This window comes from Janthinobacterium sp. GL_088, from assembly GCF_057837845.1.
The window spans coordinates 5,647,048-5,667,436 of sequence record NZ_CM174453.1 but is presented as its reverse complement, the minus strand read 5'-3'; the positions used below and the strand labels follow the sequence as shown (position 1 = coordinate 5,667,436).

Below are 20,389 nucleotides of genomic sequence, written 5' to 3'. Positions count from 1 at the left end.
TTAAAAAATCTTATCATTCAACAGGCGTAATAAATATTGTCCGTAACCGTTCTTTTTCAGCGGTTGGGCCAGTTGTTCCAGCTGGGCGGCAGTGATGTAGCCTTTGCGGTAAGCAATTTCCTCAGGGCAGGCAACTTTCAAGCCCTGGCGGTGTTCGATGGTGGCAATAAATTGGCCGGCTTCGAGCAGCGACTCGTGCGTACCCGTATCGAGCCAGGCCATGCCGCGGCCCATGCGTTCCACCTTCAGCGTGCCGCGGTTCAGATAGACGCGGTTGACATCGGTAATTTCCAGTTCGCCCCGTTCGGACGGCTTGATCGATGCGGCGATGTCGGCAATGTCCTTGTCGTAAAAATACAGACCGGTGACGGCATAATTCGACTTTGGCTGCAAGGGTTTTTCTTCGATGCTGATGGCTTGCTGATTCGCGTCGAATTCCACCACGCCATAGCGCTCCGGATCTTGCACATGATAGGCAAACACGGTCGCGCCTTCCGTGCGCTCGGAAGCGGCAGACAGGCTCGATTCGAAATCATGGCCATAATAAATATTGTCGCCGAGGATTAATGCCGAGGGCGCATCGCCCAGGAACTCGCGGCCTATGAGGAACGCCTGTGCCAGACCATCGGGTGACGGCTGTACCGCATAGCTCAGGTTAATCCCCCATTGGCTGCCGTCACCGAGCAACTCCCGGAAACGGGGCGTATCGGCGGGCGTGGAAATGATCAGGATGTCGCGCATTCCCGCCAGCATCAACGTTGTCAGCGGATAGTAAATCATCGGCTTGTCGTACACGGGCAGCAGTTGCTTCGAGACCGACATGGTCACGGGATACAGTCGTGTGCCCGAACCCCCGGCCAGGATAATGCCCTTGCGGGCCAGTTTGGCTTCCATCAAGCCTCCGTTTTCTGTTCGGCGCGGGCCGTATAGTTTTTTTCCAGCCATGTCATGTAGGCACCGGATTGGACGTCGCGCACCCATGCATCGTTGTCCAGATACCACTGCACCGTCTTGCGGATGCCCGTATCAAAGGTTTCTGCCGGCTTCCAGCCCAGTTCGCGCTCAATTTTGCGCGCATCGATGGCATAGCGCCGATCATGGCCTGGCCTATCGGCAACATAGCTGATTTGTTCGCGATAGCTGCCGCCAGTTGCCTTCGGTTGCAGCTCATCGAGAATATCGCACAGGGTATGGACGACGTCGAGATTGGCTTTTTCGTTCCAGCCGCCGATATTGTAGGTTTCTCCGGTGCGTCCGCTTTCCAGTACCCGGCGAATGGCCGTGCAGTGATCGCTGACATACAACCAGTCGCGCACCTGCTGGCCATCGCCATAGATCGGCAAGGACTTGCCTGCGCGCGCGTTGGCAATAATCAGGGGAATCAGCTTTTCCGGGAAGTGGTACGAGCCATAATTATTCGAGCAATTGGTGGTCAGCGTCGGCAAGCCATACGTGTGATGATAGGAGCGCACCAAATGGTCCGACGCTGCCTTTGTTGCCGAGTAAGGGCTGTTGGGCGCATAAGGCGTGGTTTCTGTAAATGGCGCATCGTCCGGTCCCAGTGTTCCGTACACCTCATCGGTCGAGACATGCAGGAAGCGGAATGCTGCGCGTTCTGCTTCAGGCAGTGCTTGCCAATGGGCGCGCACCGCTTCCAGCAGGCTGAAGGTGCCATTGATATTGGTGCTGATGAATTCTGCTGGCCCATGAATCGAACGATCGACATGGCTCTCCGCCGCGAAATGCACGATGGCGCGTGGCTTATGCTGTGCCAATAACTGTGCCAGCAAGGCGCCGTCATTAATGTCGCCTTTGACAAACAGGTGGCGTGGATCGTTCTGTACTGTCAGCAAGTTATTCAGATTTCCTGCATACGTCAGCTTATCCAGATTAATTACCGGTTCATTACTTTGCGCGAGCCAATCCAGAACGAAATTCGATCCGATAAAGCCTGCGCCACCTGTCACTAAAATCATCTGAGCTTCCTGTGCAAAAAAAATACAAATAAGAGATGCTGCTTAATTCATTTCTTTAATAATAATAGTAGGCAACGAGAATCTGTCTATCCAAGATGCGTATATTTCATGATGTTAATAACTGAAAACATCAATCAATCCTTAACTCTTGATTATAATTCAGAACCCCTTAAATTGCCATGTTTGCAGCAGTTTTGGCGCGTCCTGGTCAACGCTTTCCGCAAGGTATGTTGTTCTTTTCCCATAGGCAAGCGGCATGTGGGCAGGTCGGCATGAAGCCGCCGCCGGTTGAATTTTCCGCATGACTCACTGAGCCAGGGAAAGCTAGTGTTTATGAGAATGGCAAACAAATCCAATATTGTTACATTTGTTTGCTTTTTGAGCCGCCTGGACACTGCCAAGCCTGGCAGAGAAAATGCTGATCAATTGCCAATGTGCAATTGATTTTTTTGAAAGATGTCGCCGGGGAAATGGCGACATCGTAAGCGCATCAAGGCATCGTCTTATCGTAGCAGTTTGGGCAAGACACCTCATACACATATTCCGGCGCCAATTGCTGGCGCGGCGTGACGACGGCGCGGCAGACGAAGCATTGCACGGTTTCCGTCGGTTCCAGTTTCGGGTTCAGCGCCGTGCGGTAGTCGAAGACGAAGCAGTCGCCCGTGTAGTGCTCGCCGCCCACTTCTTCGAAATACTTCAGGATGCCGCCGTCAAGCTGGTACACGCTGTCGTAGCCGATTTCCTTCATGTGGATGGCGGCCTTTTCGCAGCGGATGCCGCCCGTGCAGAAGGTCACGACGGTCTTGCCTTCCAGTTCATCCTTGTGGGCGGCCGCCACGGCCGGGAACTCCGTGAACTTGTCGATGCGGTAATCGAGCGTATTGTTGAACGTACCCACGTCCACTTCAAAAGCGTTGCGCGTTTCCATCATGACCACGGATTTGCCCGCATCGTCGACGCCGGCATCTAACCAGCGCTTGAGCGTGTGCGCGTCGACGGACGGGGCGCGGCCCAGTTCCGGCTTGATCAGCGGCATGCGCATGGTGATGATTTCTTTTTTCAGCTTGACCAGCATGCGCTTGTGCGATTGCTCGTTCGACAAGCTTTCTTTCCACTCGAGGTCGGCCAGACGCTCGTCGCTGCGCACCCAGGCGAGAAAGGCATCGATATGCTCGCGCGTGCCGGACAGGAACATGTTGATGCCTTCCGGCGTCAGCAGGATCGTACCCTTCAGGTCCAGCGCCAGGCATTGCTCCTGATACAAGGGGCGCATGGCTTCCGTATCGGCTAGCGTAATGAATTTATACGCGGCGATATTGACAAACGTGGCGGCGAGCGGGCTGACGGCGGCGGAAACGGCGGGTGTTGCTGGGGTGATGGCTTGCATGATGGCGATCGGGTTAGACTGAACAGCCGATATTATAAGCCCGACAGGCCAGGCGGGATACCCGGCCAGCCACGTTTTGCCGTGCCGGCGGGCTGTGCACGGCAGGAATTTCTTGCCCGCAACCGAGGGCCGCACCGCCGGTCCGCACCCGCGACGCGGTAGAATAGACCCCATTGAATTTTGCACGAAACGGTACACAGGATGGAAATGGTAATGCAAGAGGCCGGCGCTCCGGCAGGTTCACAGCAAGCGATGCAGCCCGGTCCTGCCTTCGTCCACTTGCGCGTGCACTCGGAGTACTCGATCGTCGATGGCCTGGTGCGCATCGACGACGTGGTCAAGGCGGCGGCGAAGGACAAGCAGGTGGCGCTGGCCGTCACCGACCTGTCGAACCTGTTCGGCATGGTCAAGTTCTACAAGGAGGCGCGCGGCAAGGGCATCAAGCCCATCGTCGGCGTCGACGTGTGGATCACGAATGACGACAACCGCGAAAAACCATCGCGCCTGCTGTTGCTGGCGAAGAACCGCATGGGCTATCTGCAACTGTGCGAACTGCTGTCGACGGCCTGGCTGACGAACCAGTACAAGGGGCGCGCCGAGCTGCGCATCGAGTGGCTGCAGGCCCTGGCGACGAATACCTACGACTTGTACCCGGGCGAAAGCGCGGCGAATGGCTTGATCGTGCTGTCGGGCGCGCACTTTGGCGATGTCGGCATCGCTATCGAGAATGGCAACCTGGCCCTGGCCGAGCGCAACGCCCAGCGCTGGGCCGAGATTTTCCCTGGCCATTTCTATGTCGAGATCCAGCGCGGCGGCCAGGCCAACCAGGAAGCGCAGGTGCGCCATGCGGTGGCCCTGGCGGCCAAGCTGGGTTTGCCCGTGGTGGCCACGCATCCCGTGCAATTTATTTCTCCAGAAGAATTTATTGCCCACGAAGCCCGCACCTGTATCGCCGAAGGCGAAATGCTGGCCAACGCCAAGCGCGTGAAACGCTTTAACGACAGTCAGCGCTTCCTGTCGCAGGCTGACATGGCGGAACTGTTCGCCGACTTGCCGGCCGCGCTGGCCAATTCCGTGGAAATCGCCAAGCGTTGCAACTTGACCCTGACCCTGGGCAAGCCGCAGTTGCCGAATTTCCCCACCCCGCCCGGCATGACGATCGACCAGTTCCTCGTCGCCGAATCGCAGGCCGGCCTGGAAAAACGCTTATTGCAGCTGTATCCCGATGCCGAGCGCCGTGAAAAGGAGCGCCCGCGCTACGAGTCCCGCCTGAAGTTCGAGACGGACACGATTTGCAACATGAAGTTCCCCGGCTACTTCCTGATCGTGGCCGAGTTTATCCAGTGGGCCAAGGAAAACGGCGTGCCTGTCGGTCCGGGCCGCGGTTCGGGTGCGGGTTCGCTGGTGGCGTATTCGCTGCTGATTACCGACCTTGACCCATTGCAGTACAACCTGCTGTTCGAGCGCTTTTTGAATCCCGAGCGCGTCTCGATGCCCGACTTCGATATTGACTTTTGCCAGGAAGGGCGCGACCGCGTCATTCAGCACGTCAAGGATTTGTATGGCAAGGAGGCGGTCTCGCAGATCGCCACCTTCGGTACCATGGCGGCCAAGGGCGCGATCCGCGACGTGGGCCGCGTGATGGACTTCGGCTACAACTTCTGCGACGGCATCTCCAAGCTGATTCCGTTCAAGCCGGGCAAGCCCGTGTCGATCGCCGATGCCATCGAAGAGGAACCATTGCTCAAGGAGCGCCTGGAAAACGAGGAAGAGGTCAAGCAGCTGCTGGACCTGGCGCAGCAGGTCGAAGGCATCACGCGCAATATCGGCATGCACGCGGGGGGCGTCCTGATTGCCCCGGGCAAGCTGACGGATTTCTGCCCGCTGTACACGCAGGGTGGTGACTCGGGCGTCGTGTCGCAGTACGACAAGGATGACGTGGAAGCCGTCGGCCTCGTGAAGTTCGACTTTTTGGGTCTGACGACCCTGACGATTCTCGACCGCGCCGTGCGCTACATCAAGCAGCTCGATCCGGCGCAAGCCAATTTCGATCTGGCAACGTTGCCGCTGAACGATAAGCCATCGTATGACTTGCTGACCAAGGCCAAGACCGTGGCCGTGTTCCAGCTCGAGTCGCGCGGCATGCAGGGCATGCTGAAAGATGCGCGTCCCGACCGCTTTGAAGATATTATCGCGCTGGTGGCCTTGTACCGTCCGGGCCCGATGGACCTGATTCCCGACTTCTGCAAGCGCAAGCACGGCGAACGTTTCGATTATCCCGATCCGCGCACGGAATCGATTCTGTCCGAAACCTACGGCATCATGGTGTATCAGGAGCAGGTGATGCAGATGGCGCAGATCGTCGGCGGCTACTCGCTGGGCGGCGCCGACATGCTGCGCCGCGCCATGGGTAAAAAGAAGGCCGAAGAGATGGCCGAGCACCGCGAAATCTTCCGCGCCGGTGCGGCGAAAGATGGCTTGACGGCGGAAAAGGCCGACGAGATCTTCGACTTGATGGAAAAGTTCGCCGGCTACGGTTTTAATAAATCGCACGCCGCCGCCTACGCCTTGCTGTCGTACCACACGGCTTACCTGAAAGCGCACCATACGGCCGCCTTCATGGCCGCCAACTTGTCGCTGGCCATGGACGACACGGACAAAATCAAGATCCTGGTGGAAGACTCGCTGGAAATCTGCAAGCTGACCTTGTTGCCGCCGGATATCAATGAATCCGATTACCGCTTCATGCCGAGCGGCGCGGCGCCGTCCGTGAGCGGCAAGAAAGTCACGCAGATCCGCTATGGTCTGGGCGCCGTGAAAGGCTCGGGCCAGAACGCCATCGAAGCCATCATCGCCGCGCGCGAGGCGGGCGGGCCATTTACGAGCCTGTTCGATTTCTGCAAGCGCGTGGATAAAAAGCAGATCAACCGCCGCACCATCGAATCCCTGATCCGCAGCGGTGCCTTCGATTGCCTGAAGGTCGACCGCGCCATCCTGCTCGCGTCCGTGGCGTTCGCCATGGAATGCGCCGACCAGGCGGCCAAGGCCGCCAACCAGGTGAGCCTGTTTGGCGGCGACGACAGCGACATGGTGGCGCCGCCCGAGTACGTCAAGGTGCCCGTGTGGAGCGACAAGCAGCGATTGACGGAAGAAAAGATTGCGCTGGGCTTTTACCTGTCCGGCCACCTGTTCGATTCGTATGCGCCCGAGGCGCGCCGTTTTGCGCGCACGAAACTGTCGGAACTGTCGCCGTCGCGCGAACCGCGCATGATGGCTGGCGTCATCACGGGCTTGCGCACGCAGATGACGCAGCGCGGCAAGATCCTCATCGTCACGCTGGACGACAAGAGCGGCACGGTGGAAGTGACGGTGTACGGCGAACTGTTCGACTCGAACCGGAAAATCTTCAAGGAAGATGAATTCCTGGCCGTCGTGGGCAAGGTGTCGGAAGACCGTTTTTCGGGCGGCTTGCGCATCACGGCCGAGAGCGCCTTTGACATCATCTCCGCGCGCGTGCAATATGGCCGCCAGCTGGGCTTGACCTTGCCCACGACGCTGGACATGAAACGCATCAGCGACGTGATCATGCCGCACCGGGCGGCGGACGGACTGCCGATCGCCGCCAAGGTCAGCCCGCAAGGCGTCAGCTGCGTGCTGCAGTTTGGCGACGAATGGAAAGTGGCGCCATCGGATGAATTGCAGATGGCGCTGGAGCAGATGCTGGGCGCGCAAGAAGTGGCGGTCGAATACTGACCGGCACCGCCCGGCGCAGGCAACAAAGCCAAACCGCAGACATGCTGGTTTGGCTTTTTTCGTTTACATGTCTTTCAGGCCTGTGATCGCATAGCCTTTGGCGGCGATCTGCTGGTGCGGCTGTTCGATATGGTAGCTGGGCAAGATCTCGGCATCGTCGGCCACTTCGCTGGCGCGTACTTCCAGCTGCCAGTCAGTATTGGTAACTTCTTCCGGAATGAGCTTTCCTTCCGGCACGGCGAGATAGGAAAAAATGCCGTCGTGCTCGGCCCGGCGGTAGATGTCTACGCGCATGAGTGCCTCCTAGTAAGCGTTGGGGGAACCGGCGCACCGCAGGGCATGCCGATAGTGCTAGCGTAACAGGATTGCGCCGCGCATGGGTTGAAGCGTGTGCCGCAGGAGCGCCATCGCGCGGTGGCCAGGGGACTCAGGCGACAGCGGAGGCGTAGTCGTCGTCATCCAGATCGACCGCTTGCCGTACCTCGTTGGCGGCTGTCGCAGCGCCTGCCGTGGCGACCTGCACCGGGCTGCGATGGGTATCGAGGCCGCTACGCAGGCTGCTGATCATGGCCAGCGTCAGTTCGTGGCGTTTGCGTGCTTCCGAGCGCTTTTTCGAGGGTATGTCTTCCAGGACAGGCAGGGGCAGGTTTTCGCATGGCAGCTCAAAATCGCCATCCTTGCGTGCCTGCGCGCCAAGTTCTTGCCAAAGGGAATTGTAATCGGCGAACAGCCGGCCCTTTTTTGCGGAATGGTGGACGGCGCGGTTGGCGTTGCCTACAAGCACCATATTGCGGCAGCCATGTTCATGTCCCAGCTGGCGCACCAGGCGCACCATCAGGGCCTTGGGGCGCATGCCATGCAGGTCGCGGGTTGCCTCGCGTACGCGGCGCAAGCCTTCCGCGCCGCGCGGACCCTGGATGCAGCCTATGCCCACGCCCATGCTGGCGCGCGCGCGGGAACCGAAAAAGGAAAACGCGACCGAGTAGATCACGTCATCGCCATGCGCCAGTTGCAGGACCATCTCGCCTTCGCGGTCCATCGGTTGTAGCGAACACAGCTGCAGGTGGTAGGGCGCGCCCGATTTTCCCGGTACGGTACCCAGCCGCACGGGCGCGCGCGCCGCCTGCGTCATCAACTTGCCCCAGCCTTGTTGCAGGATGAAATGATAGTGCTCGACCAGCAAGGCGACGCGCTGGCGGCATGACAGGTTCGTGCTCAGGTAAGGGCGGTACACCTTGTGCATCAGGCGCGGGTAGGCTTGCAGCAAGTCCTGGAACACGGGGTGGGAATTGAGCAACTGCAGCCAGATGCGCGTCTGCCTGCGCTGCAGCTGTGCCCGCAATTGCAGCTTGAGCAGCTCGCGTACGCGGGAAATGCCTGGTGGCATATTGCTCAGGCCCGCGTGCAGGGTAATAGCTTGTTTCATCAAAGAGTTTTCATGTGGATGTGGATGGGCCTGGCGCAGGGTGCTGGCTGCGCTTCAGGCCGGCGGCGGCCCGCTCATGCCGTCGGTGTCGGCCAGCAATACCGTGGCGCTGCGCGTGGCGCGCGCCAGTTTGCGCGCCAGCGCACCGGAAAAACGGCGCTGCCAGGGACTATGGCGCAGGGCTGGCAGGACGATTTCGTGGCAACCGAGCAGTTCGGCCGTATCGAGGATCGTAAACAGCAGCTCGCCGGCAAAAATATGCGTGCTGAAGGCGAGTTGAGAGCGGCTCAGATACAGTCCCGCCTCGTGCATCATCTGCTGCGTGGCCAGGTCCAGCGCATGGCATGCGCCGGCGCTGTGCTGGGGCAAGCCATCTGTCCGGCGCGCTGGCGCCGGTGTCACGTGCAGCAGGCTGACGCTGACCTGGATGCCCCATTCCTGCAGGCGCCTGGCGTAGCGCGCACCGTAGATGATGTCGCTGGCGCGCTTGACGGGCAAGAGCAGCAGCAAGGTATCCTGGCCCGGCTTGCCGCAGGCGCCCGCGGCGCTGTCCGGGGCGCGGTGGCGTTGCGGGGCAAGGCGCGATGCATGCATGGAAGGAGTGGCCGTGGTGGAAAAACCAGTTCATCTTATCCATGCCCCCGCGCCCTGTAAATTGGCGAAACAGCGTACGGGTTCCCCTTATGCCGCGCTTGTTTTAATAGCGGTAGGTGACATACACGGCACCGATCGGGGAGGTCTTGCGCTGCACGATGGGGCTCTTGGCCGCGTCACCCAGGCGGCTCTCGACGCCGACCAGGGTATTGATGCCCCAGCGCGCATCGAAGCGGTGCTCCCAGTTGACGGTGGCCTGGGCTTCATAGAAACCACCCTTGGGCGTGTATTGCTTGAACGAGGTATTCGCAGCCTGGGTGGCCGTCACGCCATACATGGTCTGCACGTACTTGCGCTCGCCCCAGCCCAGCTGGCCGCCGATGCTCACGCTGTCCTTTTGCATGCCCTTGGCATCGGACCTGCCGTAGACCTGGCCCGTCGCGCCGAAATGCACATTCGCGCCATTTTCGCGATTCGACAGGGGAATGTCGCTCGACACGCTCAGCGACAGGCCCGGCAAGGGCGAATAGCCCGCGCTGAGCAGGGCGCTGGCGTTGCCCTTGACTTCGCCCATGCCCTTCAGATAATCGCTGCCGCCGAAGCCGTTGATGCCCGTGCGCTTGTGGTCTTCGCGCTTGCCGCGGTAGCCCAGCGCGGCGCTGTAGCTGAAGGGCCCGGCCTGGCCGCCATAACCGAGGCCGCGCGAGGTGCTGATGAACAAGCCATTGGCCATGGCGTAATCAAGGATGATCAGGGGCGAGGCCGACAGCTTGTCGGCACCGGAATAGCTGGACACGGCAGCGACGCCGCCGCCGATGGTGAAGACATTTTCCGCGGCGGGTTCGGCCGCCGCGGCGGCCAGCGGGTTGAGGATCATGCCGCTGGCGAGTGCCAGCGCGGTCAGCAGGGTTGTGGGTGCGTGCATGGTGTTTTCCGTCAGGTGGAGAACCGAGGCCGGAGTGGCTCGATTGACTGCCGACAGTATCCATCCTTGCCATGAAGGAAAAATGAGCCTTTTATTAAGATTGCATGAAGAGCGCTTCTTTACCCATTCTTCAGCTTGCGGTGGTTTAATACTCACCATGAAGATACTGCTGATTGAAGACGATATGGACCTGGGCAATGGCGTGCGGATCGCCCTGCGCGACCAGGGCATGCAAGTGGTCTGGGTGCGCAGCCTGGAGGATGCGGCGCGCAGCATCGAGCACGACAGTTGTGAGCTGGTGTTGCTGGACCTGGGCTTGCCCGACGGCGATGGCCTTGATTTGCTGGCCCGGCTGCGCGCGGCGCGCCTGCCGGTGCTGATCCTCAGCGCCCGCGATACGCTGGAACAGCGCTTGCGGGGCCTGGACGGCGGCGCCGACGATTACCTGGTGAAGCCCTTCGTGCTGGCCGAGCTGTTGTCGCGCGTGCGCGCCCTGGCACGCCGCAGCTATGGCTTCGATGGCGACACCATCGAATTGCGCGGCCTGCTGCTGCAGGTGCCCACGCGCCGGGTCAGCGTGCATGGACGGCCCGTGGAGTTGACGGCCAGTGAATATGCCCTGCTGAAGACCTTGCTGATGCGCGCCAATCGCGTCATCACGCGCCGCGTGCTGGAAGAGCATATCTTGCCCGGCGGGCTGGCGAATGCCAGCAATACCCTGGATGTGCATATGGGCAACCTGCGCCGCAAGATCGGCGAGGGATATATCCGTACCGTGCGCGGTGTCGGCTATGTCATCGACCAGCAGGGCGAGACATCCACTTCGCCCGGTGCCGGCGCATGATGGGGCGTTTCTGGGCCATGCTGCGCCGGCCCACCCTGGTGCGCCGCCTGATGATGGCGCAAATGCTGATGCTGACCGTGCTGTGGAGCCTGGCCGTGGCGTATGTGCTGTTCGAGGGAACGAGCGAAGCGAGTACTGTGAGCCGCGGCGTCTTGCACGCCATTATCAGCGTGGCCGATAACCTGGCGGAGCAGCCGCAGCGCCAGGAACAAAGCTTGCGCGCCATCGACGAAGCCTTGCGCGAGGAATTTGAAATGGGGCAGGTGCCGGAGCTGGCGCCGCGTATCCTCGTCTGGCGCGAAGGCAAGCTGGTCTACAAGTCCCCCGCAGCGCCCAGCGGCATCCGCAGCGCCGGGCCCGAGCAGATGGAGGTGGTGTATATCAAGGGCCAGGCCTGGCGCAGCCGCAGCCTGTCCGAAGGGGCCACGCGCGTGACGGTGCTGGAGGTGGGCGGCGCCTGGCAATTTTTCATCACGATCAATTCACGCGGCTACTACCTGTTGCCGCTGCTGATCAGCCTGCCGTTCCTGCTGGTGCCGGCCTGGCTGTCGATTCGCCTGGCCATGCGCCCATGGCGCAAGGTGGCGCAGGAAGTGGCGGCGCGCGGACCGCAGGATTTGCGGCCGCTGGCCTTCAAGCCGCCGCATGGCGAACTGGCGGCGCTGGTCGACAATATCAATGCCCTGCTGCAGCGGGTCGATGCCAGTGCGGCGCGCGAACGCAGCTTCATCGCCGACGCCACGCATGAGCTGCGCACGCCGCTGGCGGCCATGCGCGTGAATGTCGAAGCCTTGCAGGGGCAGGCGCACGATGCACGCCAGCAAGAGCTGCTGGACGGTATCTTGAACAGCGGCAACCGCGCCACCCGTCTGGTAGGCCAGCTGCTGCAGCTCACGCGCAGCGAAGTGCAGGCGGGCGGGGGAGAGTTGCCGCGGCGGCAGGCGCTCGATACTTTGCTGCAAGACCGCCTGGCGGCTCTGTCCGGCCTGGCCCAGGCGGGCGATATCGAGCTCGAATTGCAAGCCAGCGTCTCGCTCAGCGTAGCCGGACAGCGCGAGAGCCTGGTCTCGCTGATCGACAACCTGGTGGAGAACGCCATCAAGTACAGCCCGCGCGGCAGCAGCGTGACGGTGTCGCTGCATGCGGAGCGGGGCCAGGCCGTGTTGCATGTGGCCGATCAGGGACCGGGCATCGCGCCGGCGCTGTATGAACGCGTATTCGACCGTTTTTTCCGCGCGCCGCAGCAGGCGCAGCCGGGTAGCGGCCTGGGCTTGTCCATTGTCGCGTCCGTCGTGCGCCAGCACGGCGGCACGATTCAGTTGCACAGAGGCAATGGCGGTCTGGGCTTGCTGGTGGAGGTGCGCTTGCCGCTGGCCGAGGCCTGACTGCGCTGGCGCCCCTTGCGGCATTGCATGAAGATTATTTCATGTGCTTATAACGCAAGATGGCATGGCGTGGCGCACGCTTGCGATGCATAATGCGGGACAGTTAAAAAACACCGTTATGCGCCCATTCCTGTCCCGCTACCTGCCGTATCCCGCCTTTGTCGGCCTGTATCTGCTATTTGACTGGGCCACGTATATCGATCCGATGTACGGGCTGAACATTACCCCCTGGAATCCGGATCCCGCGCTGGGCTTGGTATTTTGGCTGATCCACGGCCGCAAGGCGGCGCTGCCGTGGTTTATCGCCCTAGTGGCCGGCGAGGTGCTGGTGCGCGGCATGCCGGCAGGCCTGCCCCTGACCTTGCTCTGTTCGGCGTGGCTGGTGCTCGGCTATGGCGGTATGGGCGCAGTCTTGCGCCGCAGTTTCAGCAGCAGCGACATCTTCGACAACCGGCGCCGCCTGAGCGCCTGGGTTGCCATCGTGCTGCTTGGCACCGTGCTCAATGCGCTCGGCTACATTTCCCTGCTGTCGCTGACGGGACGCATCCCGGCCGGCGAATGGGGGACGGCAGTCTGGCGCTTCGGCATCGGCGACATGGTCGGCATGCTGGTATCGATGCCGCTGATCTGGGTGCTGTTCAGCGAACGGGGGCGTGAGCGCCTGCATGCCGCCGTGTGGCGCTGGGAAACCCTGGCGTATCTGGCCCTCGCCAGTTTCGTGCTGTGGAGCCTTTTCGGTTCCATCGTGCGTTCCGAATACAAGCATTTCTATTTCCTGTTTCTCCCCGTGATCTGGGCCGCCTCGCGCCAGGGCTTGCATGGCGCCGTGCTGGCCGTGTTTGTATTGCAACTGTGCATCATCACCCTGGTGAAATGGACGCATGCGGTCGATATCCAGTTTTATGAATTGCAGCTGCTCGATGCCGTGCTGGCGCTGGTGGGATTTTTTATCGGCATCGTCGTCGATGAAATGCGCCAGGTGGCCGACGAACTGAAACACACGATGCGCCTGGCGGCCGCCGGCGAGATGGCGGCCGCGCTCGCGCATGAGCTGAACCAGCCGCTGACGGCCTTGTCGACCTATGGCAAAGCGTGCGAATACTTGCTGGAACGGGGAGAGACGGGCGCCTTGCTGCAGGGCGCAGTGGGGCACATGATCGTGGAATCGGGACGCGCCGCGGACGTGGTGCGCCGCCTGCGCGACTTTTTCCGCACGGGCGCGATGCAGCTCGAAGCGGTGGAGGCGGGCGCCTTGATCGAGGGCATGGCGCGCCAGTTCACGCCGCTGTTCCATGAGCATGGCATCGAGCTGATGCTGGCGCCGCCGTCGCCGCTGGCCGTCAATGCCGACCGCCTGCAAATCGAGCTGGTGTTGCGTAATTTACTGGCCAATGCGCAGGATGCGGTGATGGGCCAGCCGCGCGGCCGGCGCCGCATCACGGTCTCGGCCGAGCGGCTCGAAGGCGGGCGGCTGCGCCTGTCCGTGGAGGATAGCGGGCCCGGCATTTCCAACAGCCTGGCGGCACGCCTGTTCGAACCGTTTGTCTCGACCAAGGCCAGCGGCCTGGGGTTGGGGCTTGTGCTCAGCCGCAGCATCGTCGAAGCGCATGGCGGCCAGCTATGGGCCGAAGTGGGCAAGCATGGCATTTTTCGTTTTGTCCTGCCCCTGGCGCGCGCCAGTGCGGCCGCTACAGGAGAGTATGGTGACAAGTAATTTGACGGTGTTTATCGTGGATGACGATCCCGCCGTGCGCGATGCGCTGGGTTTGCTGCTGGGCATACGCGGTTACCGCACAGCCCTGTTTTCCTGCGGCGAGGATTTCCTGCACAGCTGGCGGCCAGAGTGGGCCGGCTGCCTGCTGGTCGATATCCGCATGTCGGGCATGGATGGCCTGAGCCTGCAGCGCCGCTTGCTGGAGCTTAAATGCATGCTGCCCGTCATTATTATCACGGGACATGGCGACGTCACTTTGGCGCGCCAGGCTTTCAAGGCGCAGGCCAGCGATTTCCTGGAAAAACCGTTTGACCACGACAAGCTGCTGGCAGCCATTGAGGAAGCGTTTTCGCGCGAGGCGCATGCGCGCGGCCAATTGCTGCGCCAGGTGGAGGGGCAAGCCTTGCTGCGCGCTCTGACGCCACGCGAGCGGGAAGTGATGCAACTGGTGGTGACGGGGCAGCACAACCGCGATATCGCCCCTGCACTGGGCATTTCCGTGCGCACGGTGGAAGTGCACAAGGCGCGCCTGATGGACAAGCTCGGTGTCGATAATGTGGCCGACCTGGTGCGCATCAGCATGCTGGGCAGCGGCTAGCCGCTGCGGCGTGGTCTAGGCGATGGTCTGCAATACCTGATCGACCGAGATCGCCTTGACCCAGTCGCTACGTCGCGCCACCGTGATGACGGTGCTGTTGGCGCTGTCGAACGGCGCCCATTCCGGATTCTTCTTGCGCATCAACGCCACCACGGGCACATGCACGGCGTTCGCCAGGTGCATGATCGACGTTTCCACTGAAATGATCAGGTCGCATTGCGCCAGCATGGCTGGCAGCTGGAAAAAGTTGTCGACAGCGCTGAAAGCTTGCGTGCGCGGCAAGCCATGCGCCTGCACGATGGCATCCACCTTGGCCAGTTCCTGCGGCATGGCATTGATCAGGAAACAGGCATTTGCCCACTTCGGCATCGCCTGCATGCGCGCGATCAGCTCGACGATGCGCTCCAGCGGCCAGCCGCGCTTGTGCGACTTGGCAAATGGGTTCAGGAGTACGAGCGGACCCTGGCGCGGGGCAAAGTTCCAGGCGGCCAGCTGCTCTTGCGCCTGCTGCAGCGCGTGCTCGGGAATATGCACGAAGGGATAGCGTTCGGCCACGGGAATGTCGAGTCCCGTCAATTGATGGAACCAGTCCGCATACACGCTGCTGATATGGTGCTCGCCCGCATCCTGTCCTGCATACGAGGCCAGTACGGCATCGATCTTGCGGTAGGCCAGGTAATGCCAGGGACGTAGCGGGCTGAACGGTTTGCGCGTGCCGATCACCAGCCCGTGCGGGCTGATCGCGCGGGCAAGATCCGCGTACTGCTGTGGCCGTACGTGGGCCAGCGACACGACGACGGGATAGTGTTCCGCCTTGGCTTCGCGCAGTGACTCTTCGTACAGCGCCGGGCTGTAGGTCTTGCGGTATACCTTGGCGAACAGACCCGATTGCTCTACCCAGTCGTACAGCGAATAGGTGCGCAAGCCTTCCCATTGCTTGGCGTCGGACGTGCGGCGGACTTCGTCGACCCACAGGTGGATCTGGATATGCGGATAGGCCGCGGCAAAGGCGCGGAAACCGTTTTGCAGGTAGGTAAAGTCTCCCAGCGCCAGATGGGCGATGAAAAGAATTTTGTCCGACTTTTGTAGAAGTTCGGCGGGAATCAAAGGCGTCATGTATCAGTACGATTTCAGGTATTCATTCGATGGTGTCAAACCACTTGCTGGGAAAATTGCAGGCGATGCAGATTGGCATACGCGCCGTTGGCATCCAATAATTGCTGGTGACTGCCGGTTTCCATTATTTTCCCGTGTGACAATACCACGATACGGTCCGCACGTTCAATTGTTGATAGTCGATGAGCAATAACTAAGGTGGTTTTACCTTGCATCAGGTGCTCCAGTGCCGCCTGCACGGCCCGTTCCGCCTCCGTATCCAGTGCCGAGGTGGCTTCATCGAGGATCAGGATGGGCGCATCCTTGTAGATGGCGCGGGCGATGGCCACGCGCTGGCGCTGGCCGCCGGACAGGCGCGAGCCGTTGTCGCCCAAACGCGTTTCCAGGCCATCGGGCAAGCCGTCGATGACGTCCGACAGGAAGGCGGCCGCGGCGGCCGCTTCGATGCGCTGCCGGTCCGGCGTCGCATCGCCATATGCGATATTCGCGGCCAGGGTATCGTCGAACAGCACCACCTGCTGGCTGACCATGGCGATCTGGCTGCGCAGGCTGGTCAGGGCGATGGCGTCGATATTCTGCCCATCGAGCAAGATTTCGCCACTGCTGGCCGAGTAAAATCCGGGCAGCAGGCTGACCAGGGTCGATTTGCCGCCGCCGGACATGCCGACAAAGGCGATCGTTTGTCCTGGCGCGATGCTCAGATCGATATGCAGCAGGGCCGGCTCCTGATGTCCTGGGTAGGCAAAGCTCACGTCCCTGAATTCGATGCGGCCACTGCAGCGGCCAGCGAGCGGCTTGCCGCCCGTGCGTTCCGGCGTCTTGTCGATCAGCTGGAAGACTTCCTCGGCGGCGGCCATGCCGCGCTGCAGGGGGCCGTTGACTTCGGCCAGCTGTTTTAACGGTGTCAGCAGCATGAGCATGGCCGTGATGAAGGAGACGAAGCCGCCGACCGTGATTTGGCCCTGCTCCGACTGGAACAGGGCCATCACGATGACCAGGGCCACGGCGGCGGCCGTGATTACCTGGGTGATGGGCACGGTGGCGGAAAAGGTCGTGGTCATGCGCATGCTGTAGCGGCGCAATTGCTCGGCACGCTCTTCGAAGCGCGATTTCTCGTAGTCCTGGCCGCCGAAGATCTTGATTACTTGCTGGGCGCGCGTGGTTTCCTCGATGACCTGGGTCAGCTCGGCATTGACGGCCAGCGAGTCGCGGTTGAGTTTTTTCAGGCGCTTGCCCGTGGTGCGCACGACGATGGTCAGCACGGGCAGCAGCACCAGGGTGACCAGGGTCAGCGCCCAGTTCAGATACAGCAGCCATGCCAGCAGGCCCAGCACGGTCAGCGAGGAGCGCACGATCGAAGTGAACACCTTGGTCACCATTTCGATGATCTGCTGCACTTCAAACATGATGGAGTTGATGACTTTGCCCACCGTGTGCGTGTTGTAGAAGTCGATGGGCAGGTTCAGCATGCTGGCGAACATCCTGCGCCGCAACTCGTTGAGAATGCGCGTGGAGACATAGCTCATCAGGTAGCTGCTGGCAAAGGTGGACACGCCGCGCATGGCAAAGATGCCGATGACGATCAGTGGCACCAGCCAGAAGGAAAAATTCACCTTGCCGCCAAAACCATTGTCGAGCAGTAGCTTGAGCGCATATGGCAGCAGCGGTTCCGTGGCCGCCGTGACGACCATCGCCAGCAAGGCCAGGGCCAGGTGTTTCTTATAGGGCGCGTGCAGCGCGGTGAGGCGCTTCAGGTCGGGCGTGAGCATCGGTATGGTTCCTTGCAGGGACAGCAAAAACGGTCAGGCGAAAAACGAGTTCAGGCAATGCGTTCCTGCTGACGCAGCATGGCCCACAGTATCACCATCGGGAAGACCAGCATGATGATGCCGATATTCAGGGTGAGAGAGCTCGTCGTCAGGCCGAAAATCATGTAGCACGTGCATAGCACCACGCCGGCCAGCGCATAGGGCTGGGCCGCAGCGCCACCGCGCCGCAGGGCCCGCGCGAAAAGCGCCAGCGGCACCAGGAACAGGGCCAGCAGGGCCAGTACGCCGGTGATGCCGCGCTTGATCAGCACATCCAGATAATCGTTATGGGCATTCGTGTAGTTACGGATCACGGCGGTCATTTTCCCCTCGTCTGCCAGCGCATATTTTCGCGCCAGGTAGCCCGTGCGTCCCATGCCTGCCCACATATTATGCGCGTCGACCATTTGCACGGTCATGCGCCACATTTCCATGCGTTCCCCGACGGAAGTGTTGATCGTGTCATTGTCGTCGAACTTTTCCAGCTCGCTCATGGCGGTGGTCGCGCGTTCGCGTAATGTCGAGTTCGGCATGAGATACGCTGCGGCCCCCAGGGCAAGCACGAGCGCCAAGGCGCCGCCAAGGTAACGTTGTCCATGTGCCTTGACGTAGTGGACGGTGATGAAGCAGATACAGATGGGCAGGGCGAGCCAGCCGCTACGGCTGCCGCTGATAAGGGAGCCAAGGATGCCTGCCAGGCCGCCAGCGAGCAATAGAAGCGTCCAGACCGTGCGCTGGCTCTGCGCGCGCGCCCAGCCAAGGCCGCATAGTGCAAGCATACCGAACAGCATGCTGACATTCCCGTAATGGATGGCATTGCTGGTGGCGGCCAGAGGACGTTCCATCTGCAGCGCGAACAGCTGCCAGGTCGCCAGCATGACGCCAGCGATGGCACCGATGGACAGGCCGCCCCACCAGGCAGCGGGCGCGGGTGGATAGGCCAGCAGCAGCAGCAGGACCGGCACGGCCAGCAGCGCCCTCAATGGTATGTCGAATTCGCGTCCAGGATCGCCGTGGTACAGCATATTGGCGGTGAAAATAAGGAAGTAGGCCAGCAGGACACCCATCAGCAAATAGTCCTTGCGCTGCAATGCCGAGTTCGGGCGTTTCCACAGCAAGGAGATGCTGGAAAGCAGCAGCACCAGCGCGCCAAGGGAATACCCGCTGTTGACAGCCAGCGCCAATGCCGAAAAGAGAAAAACACAAACAGTGGTCAGGCCGAGCATGTATATCCTTGGTAACGCATGTCGTCGCCATTATGGCAACTGTAGCAACATAAAGTAGGCGTCATTGTAATCGAAGGTGGCAACAAAAACGTTCCAGGAAATTTACTCTTTGATAACTGTATTGGCGATCTCAAGGGGGAAATGAAAAAAACCATGGTTTTTAGTCATGGTTTTTTTGTAAGCAATGGTAACTTGCTGTTATTTTGCCAAGACCGGCAGGCCGGTCATGCGTCTCAGGCGTTGGCTGGCACGCGGGTGGCCACGCCGGTGGCGATGGCCGCTTGCGACACGGCTGGCGCGACCCAGCTGCGCAGGCGCTCGTCGAATGGCGATGGAATCAGTTGCAGCGGCGTCAGCGCGCTGGTGGTATGGCCCGGCAATGGTTCCTTGGCCAGCGCGGCGATGGCGCGCACGCAGGCCAGCTTCATCTCCTCGTTGATGGTGGTGGCGCCCACGTCGAGCGCGCCGCGGAAGATGTACGGGAAGCACAGCACGTTGTTGATCTGGTTCGGATAGTCCGAGCGGCCCGTGGCCACGATGGCGTCGTCGCGCACGGCATGCACTTTTTCCGGGGCGATTTCCGGATGCGGATTGGCCAGGGCGAAGATCAAAGGCTTGGCGGCCATCGATTCGACCATCTGCGCGCTGACCACGCCGCCCTTCGAGACACCGATGAAGATGTCGGCGCCAACCATCGCGTCGGCCAGGTCGCGGTCGCTGGTGTCGTTCGCGTAGCGTGCCTTGTTCTCTTCCATGCTGGCATCGCGGCCCGGGTAGATCACGCCCTGGCTGTCGCATACTTTCAGCAGCGACTTGTTCAGGCCCAGCGAGACGAGCAAGTCCAGGCAGGCGATCGACGCCGCGCCGGCACCCGAGACGGCCACTTTCACATTGCCGATATCCTTGCCCACCAGTTCCAGGCCGTTCAGGATGCCGGCCGCGACGATGATGGCCGTGCCATGCTGGTCGTCGTGGAAGACGGGAATGTTCATGCGCTTGCGCAATTGCTGTTCGATATAGAAGCAGTCCGGCGCCTTGATGTCTTCCAGGTTGATGCCGCCGAAGGTCGGCTCCATGCGCACCACGGTGTCGATAAACAGGTCGGGATCGTTCTCGGCCAGTTCGATGTCGAACACATCGACATCGGCAAATTGCTTGAACAGGCAAGCCTTGCCTTCCATTACCGGTTTGCTGGCCAGCGGACCGATATCGCCCAGGCCCAGCACGGCGGTGCCATTGGTGATCACGGCCACCAGATTGCTGCGCGACGTGTAGATGCCGGCTGTGCGCGGATCTTCCACTATCGCTTCGCAGGCGAAGGCCACGCCTGGCGAGTACGCGAGGGTCAGCGCGCGCGCGTCGCCCAGCGGTTTGGTTGGCGTGACGGAAATCTTGCCTGCACGAGGTTCGGCGTGATAGGCGAGGGCGGCTTCTTTCAGGTTGAAAGTTTCGCCGTTCTGTTCGGCGTGCTTGCTGTGCGAAGTAGACATAAGAATTCTGGGAAGGGCAACCAGGCCCGAGTGGTCAATCCGGGCCATGTTATGCAAGCGTTTGCACGCTGTCAAGGCTGGATTGTACTTAAGAGTCTCAAAACCGCTTTGGGCGACGGTATTATTTCAATGCAAGCGTTTGCTCGG

Annotated in this window: 15 protein-coding genes and 1 pseudogene; 5 read left to right on the top strand and 11 right to left on the bottom strand. The window is 61.0% G+C overall.

The window, feature by feature from the left end:
- From rfbA to AC3IQ7_RS25235, 3 genes are all read right to left on the bottom strand, one after another.
- Complete coding sequence (gene rfbA / locus AC3IQ7_RS25245) at window positions 1-894, bottom strand: glucose-1-phosphate thymidylyltransferase RfbA (protein WP_489207626.1); 894 nt, start codon at window positions 892-894, stop codon at window positions 1-3.
- Window positions 894-1,976, bottom strand: a complete 1,083-nt coding sequence (rfbB, locus tag AC3IQ7_RS25240) for a dTDP-glucose 4,6-dehydratase (protein WP_489207625.1) — start codon at window positions 1,974-1,976, stop codon at window positions 894-896. Before rfbB ends, rfbA begins: the two co-directional genes overlap by 1 nt.
- A 490-nt stretch (window positions 1,977-2,466) precedes the next feature.
- Complete coding sequence (locus tag AC3IQ7_RS25235; RefSeq protein WP_489207624.1) at window positions 2,467-3,363, bottom strand: sulfurtransferase; 897 nt, start codon at window positions 3,361-3,363, stop codon at window positions 2,467-2,469.
- 213 nt (window positions 3,364-3,576) lie between these two features.
- Here AC3IQ7_RS25235 and dnaE point away from each other — a divergent pair, with 213 nt between their 5' ends.
- Window positions 3,577-7,116: a DNA polymerase III subunit alpha gene (gene dnaE, locus AC3IQ7_RS25230; protein ID WP_489207623.1), complete on the top strand. Its 3,540-nt coding sequence runs from the start codon at window positions 3,577-3,579 to the stop codon at window positions 7,114-7,116.
- A gap of 63 nt (window positions 7,117-7,179) precedes the next feature.
- Here dnaE and AC3IQ7_RS25225 read toward each other — a convergent pair whose 3' ends face one another.
- The 4 genes from AC3IQ7_RS25225 to AC3IQ7_RS25210 all read right to left on the bottom strand — a co-directional run bounded on the left by AC3IQ7_RS25225 (window position 7,180) and on the right by AC3IQ7_RS25210 (window position 10,061).
- Complete coding sequence (locus AC3IQ7_RS25225; protein WP_099378145.1) at window positions 7,180-7,410, bottom strand: DUF6139 family protein; 231 nt, start codon at window positions 7,408-7,410, stop codon at window positions 7,180-7,182.
- A gap of 133 nt (window positions 7,411-7,543) precedes the next feature.
- Window positions 7,544-8,542: a VirK/YbjX family protein gene (locus AC3IQ7_RS25220; protein ID WP_489207622.1), complete on the bottom strand. Its 999-nt coding sequence runs from the start codon at window positions 8,540-8,542 to the stop codon at window positions 7,544-7,546.
- A 54-nt stretch (window positions 8,543-8,596) separates the two neighbouring features.
- Complete coding sequence (locus AC3IQ7_RS25215; RefSeq protein ID WP_099378143.1) at window positions 8,597-9,136, bottom strand: universal stress protein; 540 nt, start codon at window positions 9,134-9,136, stop codon at window positions 8,597-8,599.
- A 103-nt stretch (window positions 9,137-9,239) separates the two neighbouring features.
- Window positions 9,240-10,061, bottom strand: coding sequence for a MipA/OmpV family protein (locus AC3IQ7_RS25210; protein WP_489207621.1), 822 nt, complete (start codon window positions 10,059-10,061; stop codon window positions 9,240-9,242).
- A 157-nt stretch (window positions 10,062-10,218) separates the two neighbouring features.
- On the opposite strand from AC3IQ7_RS25210, the gene AC3IQ7_RS25205 reads away from it, so the two are divergent.
- The 4 genes from AC3IQ7_RS25205 (at window position 10,219) to AC3IQ7_RS25190 (ending at window position 14,602) form a co-directional block, all read left to right on the top strand.
- Window positions 10,219-10,905 carry a response regulator gene (locus AC3IQ7_RS25205; protein WP_099378199.1) on the top strand — a complete coding sequence of 229 codons (687 nt, stop codon included), beginning with the start codon at window positions 10,219-10,221 and terminating at the stop codon, window positions 10,903-10,905.
- Window positions 10,902-12,290, top strand: a complete 1,389-nt coding sequence (locus AC3IQ7_RS25200) for an ATP-binding protein (protein WP_099378141.1) — start codon at window positions 10,902-10,904, stop codon at window positions 12,288-12,290. The genes AC3IQ7_RS25205 and AC3IQ7_RS25200 overlap by 4 nt, the downstream gene beginning before the upstream one ends.
- A 118-nt stretch (window positions 12,291-12,408) precedes the next feature.
- Complete coding sequence (locus tag AC3IQ7_RS25195; protein ID WP_489207620.1) at window positions 12,409-14,004, top strand: ATP-binding protein; 1,596 nt, start codon at window positions 12,409-12,411, stop codon at window positions 14,002-14,004.
- On the top strand, window positions 13,991-14,602 hold the full coding sequence (locus AC3IQ7_RS25190; protein WP_489207619.1) for a response regulator transcription factor: 612 nt from the start codon (window positions 13,991-13,993) through the stop codon (window positions 14,600-14,602). The genes AC3IQ7_RS25195 and AC3IQ7_RS25190 overlap by 14 nt, the downstream gene beginning before the upstream one ends.
- A gap of 15 nt (window positions 14,603-14,617) precedes the next feature.
- Here the strand turns inward: AC3IQ7_RS25190 and AC3IQ7_RS25185 are convergent, their stop codons facing one another.
- The 4 genes and pseudogenes from AC3IQ7_RS25185 to AC3IQ7_RS25170 form a co-directional block, all read right to left on the bottom strand.
- Entirely contained in the window at window positions 14,618-15,718 is a 1,101-nt protein-coding gene (locus AC3IQ7_RS25185) for a glycosyltransferase family 9 protein (protein ID WP_489207618.1), read from the bottom strand.
- A 35-nt stretch (window positions 15,719-15,753) separates the two neighbouring features.
- Window positions 15,754-17,487, bottom strand: a complete 1,734-nt coding sequence (gene msbA, locus AC3IQ7_RS25180; protein ID WP_489207617.1) for a lipid A export permease/ATP-binding protein MsbA — start codon at window positions 17,485-17,487, stop codon at window positions 15,754-15,756.
- Window positions 17,488-17,537: 50 nt separating this feature from the next.
- Window positions 17,538-18,752 carry an O-antigen ligase family protein gene (locus tag AC3IQ7_RS25175; protein ID WP_489207616.1) on the bottom strand — a complete coding sequence of 405 codons (1,215 nt, stop codon included), beginning with the start codon at window positions 18,750-18,752 and terminating at the stop codon, window positions 17,538-17,540.
- Window positions 18,753-19,003: 251 nt separating this feature from the next.
- Window positions 19,004-20,242: pseudogene (locus AC3IQ7_RS25170) on the bottom strand (malic enzyme-like NAD(P)-binding protein); the annotation flags it as partial.
- Window positions 20,243-20,389: the final 147 nt, after the last annotated feature.